The following is a 5,386-nucleotide window of genomic DNA, read 5'->3' as shown; positions in this document are numbered from 1 at the left end:
AGGCCAGGGCGGAGGTGGGCACTGTGAGGTGCACGTCGGGCAGGCGGTCCAGCAGCACCTCGACCCCGCCCCGGGCGACGGTCGCCGCGATCTCCTGCGCCGGGTACGGGCAGCCGTGCTCGCCGTGGCCGAACGACAGGTACGCCTCGTTGCCCACGGCTCCCCCGACGTCGCCTCCCCCGCCCCCGCCCGCGACCTGCGGGCAGGTGCCGCGGACGCGGGCGTGCGGGTCGGCATTGGCCGCCGCGACGCCGAGCACCAGCAGGTCTCCCCGGCGGACCCGCCGACCGCCGAGGTGGGTGTCGGTGGTGGCGATCCGTCCCACGATGTTCTGCACCGGGGGATCGCGCCACAGCACCTCGTTGAGCGCCTGCCCGATGCTGCCCCGGCCACCCGAGAGGGTGGTCGCGAAGCGTTCGTCGGTGAGCATCAGCCGCAGCGCGTTGCCCATCCAGTCGGCCGTCGCGAGGTGGGCCGCCTCCAGGGTCAGGAAGAGGTCGGTCGCGACCGCGTCGTCGTGCGGGGCACGCGGGTGCGCGAGGATCCGGGACGGCAGATCGGCGCCGGGGTGGGCGCGTCGGTGCCGCACCAGGTCCCGCATCAGCGACACGATCCGCTGCCGCGCCGGGCCGGCCTCCGGTCCCGGTGTCGCGGCCAGGCCGGTGTCCCGCACCAGCCCGGGCACCGTGGTCTCGGCCAGTCCGAATATCCGCGCGAGGGTCAACATCGGGATCCGGTGCGTGTACCCGGCGATCAGGTCGGCCGTCCCGCGCCCGGCGAAGCCGTTCACCAGGCGGTCGGCGACCTGCTCGACCCGCATCCGCAGCTCCATCGGATCGACCTCGGCGAGCGCCTCGTGCAGTGGTGGTGGCGGTGGTGGTGACGCGGCACCGGAGCCGGGTACGGCCGCGGGCCGGTCACCGGACCGTGGGACCGTCTCCACCCTCGGGGTCCCGCTCACCCGGGGATCGATCGGCTCCTGCGGCCGGACGTGCTGCCCGCTGTGCCAGTGCCGGCGGGTGCGGGCGAACAGCCCGGGATCGTCGGCGACCTGGTACAGCTCCCGGTAGCCGAGCACCAGCCACGCGGGCACGGTGCCGTCGAGCAGGACCGGAGCGACGGGACCGTGGCGTCGTCGGAGGTCCTCGGTGAGCCGCGCCGGGTCACGCGCGAACCCGGGACCGTACAGCGCCGTGGGTGGTGCGTGGGGACCCGACATGAGCTGCTCCGACGGCGGAAAGAGGGGTGGGCGCTGATCGTGAGGAGGCGATTGTAGGCCCCCCGTCGACCGGAACCGGTCGAACCGGCACCGGGTGGGACACACCGGGAGGCGGTCGGTTGCCCCGGACGGCGGACGTGGCCCGGTGGCGGCCCGTGCACCGGGGTCTCCGGGATGTCAGCCCTGGTCGGGGCGGACGAGGCGGGCGCGGATGCGGACGGTCGCCTCGGTCGTCCCGGTGAGGAACCGGGCGATGGTCCGGCGTTCGGCGTCGTCGAAACCCTCCCACACCCGGGCGTACTCCTCACCTAAAGGTGTGAACAGCTCGGATCCGAGGCGGAGCGCGCTGTCGCACACGCGCAACACCACCCGCCGCCGGTCGGCGGGGTCGCTCTCCCGGCGCACGTGCCCGGCGGCGGAGAGCCGGTCGAGCACCGAGGTGGTGGCCGACGGACTCAGGTGCAGCGTCCCGGCCAGCTCGCCCGGGCTGAGCGGGGCCCCGGCGCGGTCCGCGTCCATGATCGCGACAACGGCGTTCAGGTCGGTGCGGTGCAGACCGTGCACCTCGCCGAACATCTCGGTGAACCGGTCGGCCTCCACCGTCAACCTGCGTACCTGCCGGATCAACGCCTCGTCGTCGCTGTCGACGTCCTCGGCCACCTCGCCGTCCTTCCGCCACGGTCGTCGTCTCCGCCGGGCGGTGCTCCCCGGCGGGACCCTCGTCGGGCCGTCGCCGCGCGTACCCGATCCGGGCATCCGGATTGCCGCGCGTGACCACCGAGCCTAGTATTGCACCCAATCCGTTCGATCGTCGAAAGAAATCCCGTGCGTCCACTCCGCAGGTTCCTGCCCGCTCTCCTGCTCCTCGTGTGGCTGGCCGTGGGCGCCGTCGGCGGTCCGTACGCCGGGATGCTGAGCGACGTGGCCGAGAACGACAGCGCCGCGTTCCTGCCCACCTCCGCGGAGTCCACCGAGGTGCAACGGCTGCAACGGCAGTTCGCCGACACCGGCGCGGTGCCCGCCGTCGTCGTCGCCGAACGTCCGGAGGGCATCACCCCGGCCGACCGTGCGTTTCTGGAGGATGCCCGCTCCCGACTGGCCGACGCCGACGTCACCGCGCCGGGGGTGTCCCCCGTGCTCCCCGCGCCCGCCGACGACGCGGCACTACGGCTGGTCGCCCCGGTCGCTGGCGACCCGGGGGAGTCGGTGGAACGCATCCGCGGGATGCTCGCGCGGGCCCCCGCCGGGCTCGACGTCTACGTCACCGGTCCCGCGGGGCGGGTCGCGGACCTCTCCGAGGCGTTCAGCGGGATCGACGGGCTGCTGCTGCTCGTGGCGGGCTCGGTGGTGGCGGTGATCCTCGTCGTGGTCTACCGCAGCCCGCTGCTCCCACTGCTCGTGCTGTTGTCCGCGGTGCTCGCGCTGGGGCTGGCCAGCCTCGTGGTGTATCTGCTGGCCGACGGCGGTGTGCTCGCGCTGAACGGGCAGAGCCAGGGCATCCTGTTCATCCTCGTGTTCGGTGCGGCCACCGACTACGCGCTGCTGCTCGTGTCCCGCTACCGGGAGGAACTGCGCGCGGTTCCCGGCCGCGGGGACGCCATGCTGCGGGCGTGGCGGGGCACTATCGAACCGATCCTCGCCTCGGCGGGCACGGTCATCCTGGGCGTGTTGTGCCTGCTGTTCAGCGAGCTGAACTCGAACCGCGACCTCGGACCCGTGGCCGCCATCGGCATCGCGGCCGCGCTGCTGGCCTCGACGACGTTCCTGCCCGCCGTGCTCGTGGTGTTCGGCCGGGTCGCCTTCTGGCCGTTCCGTCCGCACACGGGGACCCGCAAGCCGGAGTCGGAGGGGGTCTGGGGCCGGATCGCGGGGCGCGTCGACCGCACACCGCGGGCGGTCTGGCTGGTCACGACCGTCGCGTTGCTGGTGCCCGCGGCGTTCCTGCCGCAGTTCGAGGCGAGCGGGACGGCCGAGTCGGAGCTGTTCCTCGAGCGTGTCGAGTCGGTCGCCGGACAGGAGGTCCTGGCCGAGTACTTCCCCGGCGGCGCGGGCGCGCCGACCGTGGTGATCGCCGACGCCGACGCGACCGGTGCGGTGCTGCGGGCGACCCGTGCCGTCGACGGGGTCGCCGAGGCGGAGCCGACCGGGACCGCGCGGGGTCTCGTCCGGATCGAGGCGGTGCTCACCGCGCCCGCCGACTCGGACGCCGCGCTGGACACGGTGCAACGCCTGCGCGACTCCGTGCACGCCGTGGACGGGGCACAGGCCCTGGTCGGGGGGACCACCGCGGTCCAGCTGGACACCATCCGCACCTCCCAGCGGGACCTGGCGGTGATCATCCCGATCGTGCTGGCCGTGGTGTTCGCCGTGCTCGCCCTGCTGCTGCGGGCACTGCTGGCGCCGCTGCTGCTGATCGGGACCGTGGTGCTCTCCTTCGCGGCCACGATGGGCGTGGCGGGTCTGGTGTTCGAGTACGTGTTCGGATTCCCCGGCGCCGACCCCGCGGTCCCGTTGTTCGGGTTCGTCTTCCTGGTGGCCCTCGGGATCGACTACAACATCTTCCTGATGACCCGCGTGCGGGAGGAGACGCGCACGAAGGGGACCCGGCAGGGCACGCTGCACGGCCTCACCGTCACCGGCGGGGTGATCACCTCGGCCGGGGTGGTGCTCGCGGCCACCTTCTCGGCCCTGGCGGTGTTGCCGCTGCTGTTCCTCGCGCAGATCGCCTTCATCGTGGCCTTCGGCGTGCTGCTGGACACGCTGGTGGTGCGGTCGTTGCTGGTGCCCGCCCTCACGGTGGACATCGGCGGCCGGGTGTGGTGGCCCTCGCGGCTCGGCCGGTCACGTTTCCGTACCTCGCATTCGGGAATGCCTACGTCCACATGAGTGTCGCCGCGTCGGCGGCGACGCCGGGGCGAAGCGACGACCGACGACGGAGGTGGCCGGGCATGGCCCAGTGCGAGGTGTGCGGCAACGACTACGCCATGACGTTCGAGATCCGCACCACGGGTGGAGGCGTGCACACGTTCGACTCGTTCGAGTGCGCCATCCACCGGATGGCGCCGATCTGCGAGCACTGCTCCTGCAAGGTGGTGGGGCACGGTATCGAGGTGGACGGCCGCTTCTACTGCTGCGCCCACTGCGCACGCCAGATGAGCGAGCACGGTCTGGAGGCCCGCGACGCCGTCGGCGCGACCTGATCATCCGCACCGGCCCGCCGTGCGGGCCGGTGACCCGTGCACCCGGCATGCTGACTGCTCGACGGCCCCCGATGCATGGTTCAATCGCCTGCGGACCATGAGCGAAGGGGTGGACGTTGGCGAGGCTCGGGGAACTGGAGCGCGCGGTGATGGAGGTGCTCTGGGCGCACGACGGACCGGTCAGCGTGCGGGCCGTCCACGCCGCCCTCGATGACCGCGGGCTGGCCTACACCACCGTGATGACCGTGTTGACCCGGCTGGCGAACAAGAACGTCGTCAAGCGCACGCGGCAGGGACGGGCCTGGCTGTACGAGCCCGCCGCGGGGCGCGAGGCCTACGTCGCGGACCTGATGCTGGAGGCACTCGAACTCAGCGGGGACCGCGGCTCCGCGCTGGTGCACTTCGCCAGGTCGGTCAGCAGCGACGAGGCCGACGCGCTGACCCGGGCGCTCGATCACGCGCACCGACGTGCCGGGGACGGGGTGGGCCCCGGGGACCGGGCCGCACCATCGCACCCGCCGCAGGATCCGGACACCCCGCGGCAGCCGCGGCCGCCGCACGGGCAGCGGGGTGAGGATCCGTGATCCTGGTGTGGCACCAGCTCGGCGCCGTCCTCGTCGCGGTGGGTGTCGTGGTCTGGTTGTCGGCCAGCCGCTGGACCCACGCCCACCCGCGGGCCGCGCTCGTGCTGTGGCAGATCAGCGGCCTCACCCTCGTGATCGCCCTCGTGGGCGCGCTGCTCGGCTTCGGGTTGGCGCCGTTCGCACGCGGGCTGGTGCCCGCGCTGCTGGACCTCCCGCACCGGTGGGGGGAACTGGACGTCTGGCACCTGGCCGCGGTGTCGGCGGGGTTGCTGGCCGGCGCCTGGCTGGTGGTCAACCAGCTGTGGTGCCTGCGGGACACGGCGCGGGCCCGTGCCCGGCACCGGTTGCTGCTGCGGCTGGTCGCCGAGCCCGGCGGGGACGCG

At 73.4% G+C, this 5,386-nt stretch carries 5 protein-coding genes and 1 pseudogene; 4 read left to right on the top strand and 2 right to left on the bottom strand.

What is annotated here, in order from left to right; all coding sequences use genetic code 11:
- Positions 1-1,219, bottom strand: a 1,219-nt coding sequence (locus ACTIR_RS26935; protein ID WP_034241064.1) for a cytochrome P450 family protein, incomplete at its 3' end; no start/stop codon positions are given.
- 177 nt (positions 1,220-1,396) lie between these two features.
- Positions 1,397-1,879: a MarR family winged helix-turn-helix transcriptional regulator gene (locus ACTIR_RS0119100; protein ID WP_026455473.1), complete on the bottom strand. Its 483-nt coding sequence runs from the start codon at positions 1,877-1,879 to the stop codon at positions 1,397-1,399.
- A 165-nt stretch (positions 1,880-2,044) separates the two neighbouring features.
- Between ACTIR_RS0119100 and ACTIR_RS0119095 the strand changes: the two genes are divergently transcribed.
- From ACTIR_RS0119095 to ACTIR_RS0119080, 4 genes and pseudogenes are all read left to right on the top strand, one after another.
- Positions 2,045-4,105 (top strand): MMPL family transporter, encoded by a 2,061-nt coding sequence (locus ACTIR_RS0119095; protein WP_026455472.1) that lies wholly within the window; start codon positions 2,045-2,047, stop codon positions 4,103-4,105.
- Between the two features lie 62 nt (positions 4,106-4,167).
- Entirely contained in the window at positions 4,168-4,419 is a 252-nt protein-coding gene (locus ACTIR_RS0119090) for a Prokaryotic metallothionein (protein ID WP_026455471.1), read from the top strand.
- Between the two features lie 116 nt (positions 4,420-4,535).
- On the top strand, positions 4,536-5,003 hold the full coding sequence (locus ACTIR_RS24395; RefSeq protein WP_052583954.1) for a BlaI/MecI/CopY family transcriptional regulator: 468 nt from the start codon (positions 4,536-4,538) through the stop codon (positions 5,001-5,003).
- Positions 5,000-5,386, top strand: a pseudogene (locus ACTIR_RS0119080) (M56 family metallopeptidase); the annotation flags it as partial. The gene ACTIR_RS24395 and the pseudogene ACTIR_RS0119080, both read left to right, overlap by 4 nt.

Origin of the sequence: Saccharomonospora iraqiensis subsp. iraqiensis (assembly GCF_000430445.1) — a bacterium.
Taxonomy (GTDB): domain Bacteria; phylum Actinomycetota; class Actinomycetes; order Mycobacteriales; family Pseudonocardiaceae; genus Saccharomonospora; species Saccharomonospora iraqiensis.
Note: the sequence above shows the minus strand (reverse complement) of the source record. Positions and strands in the feature narration are given on the sequence as shown.

Coding starts and splice junctions, on each gene's coding strand:
- ACTIR_RS0119090 (WP_026455471.1), top strand. CDS start 4,168: ATGGCCCAGTGCGAGGTGTGCGGCAACGACTACGCCATGACGTTCGAG.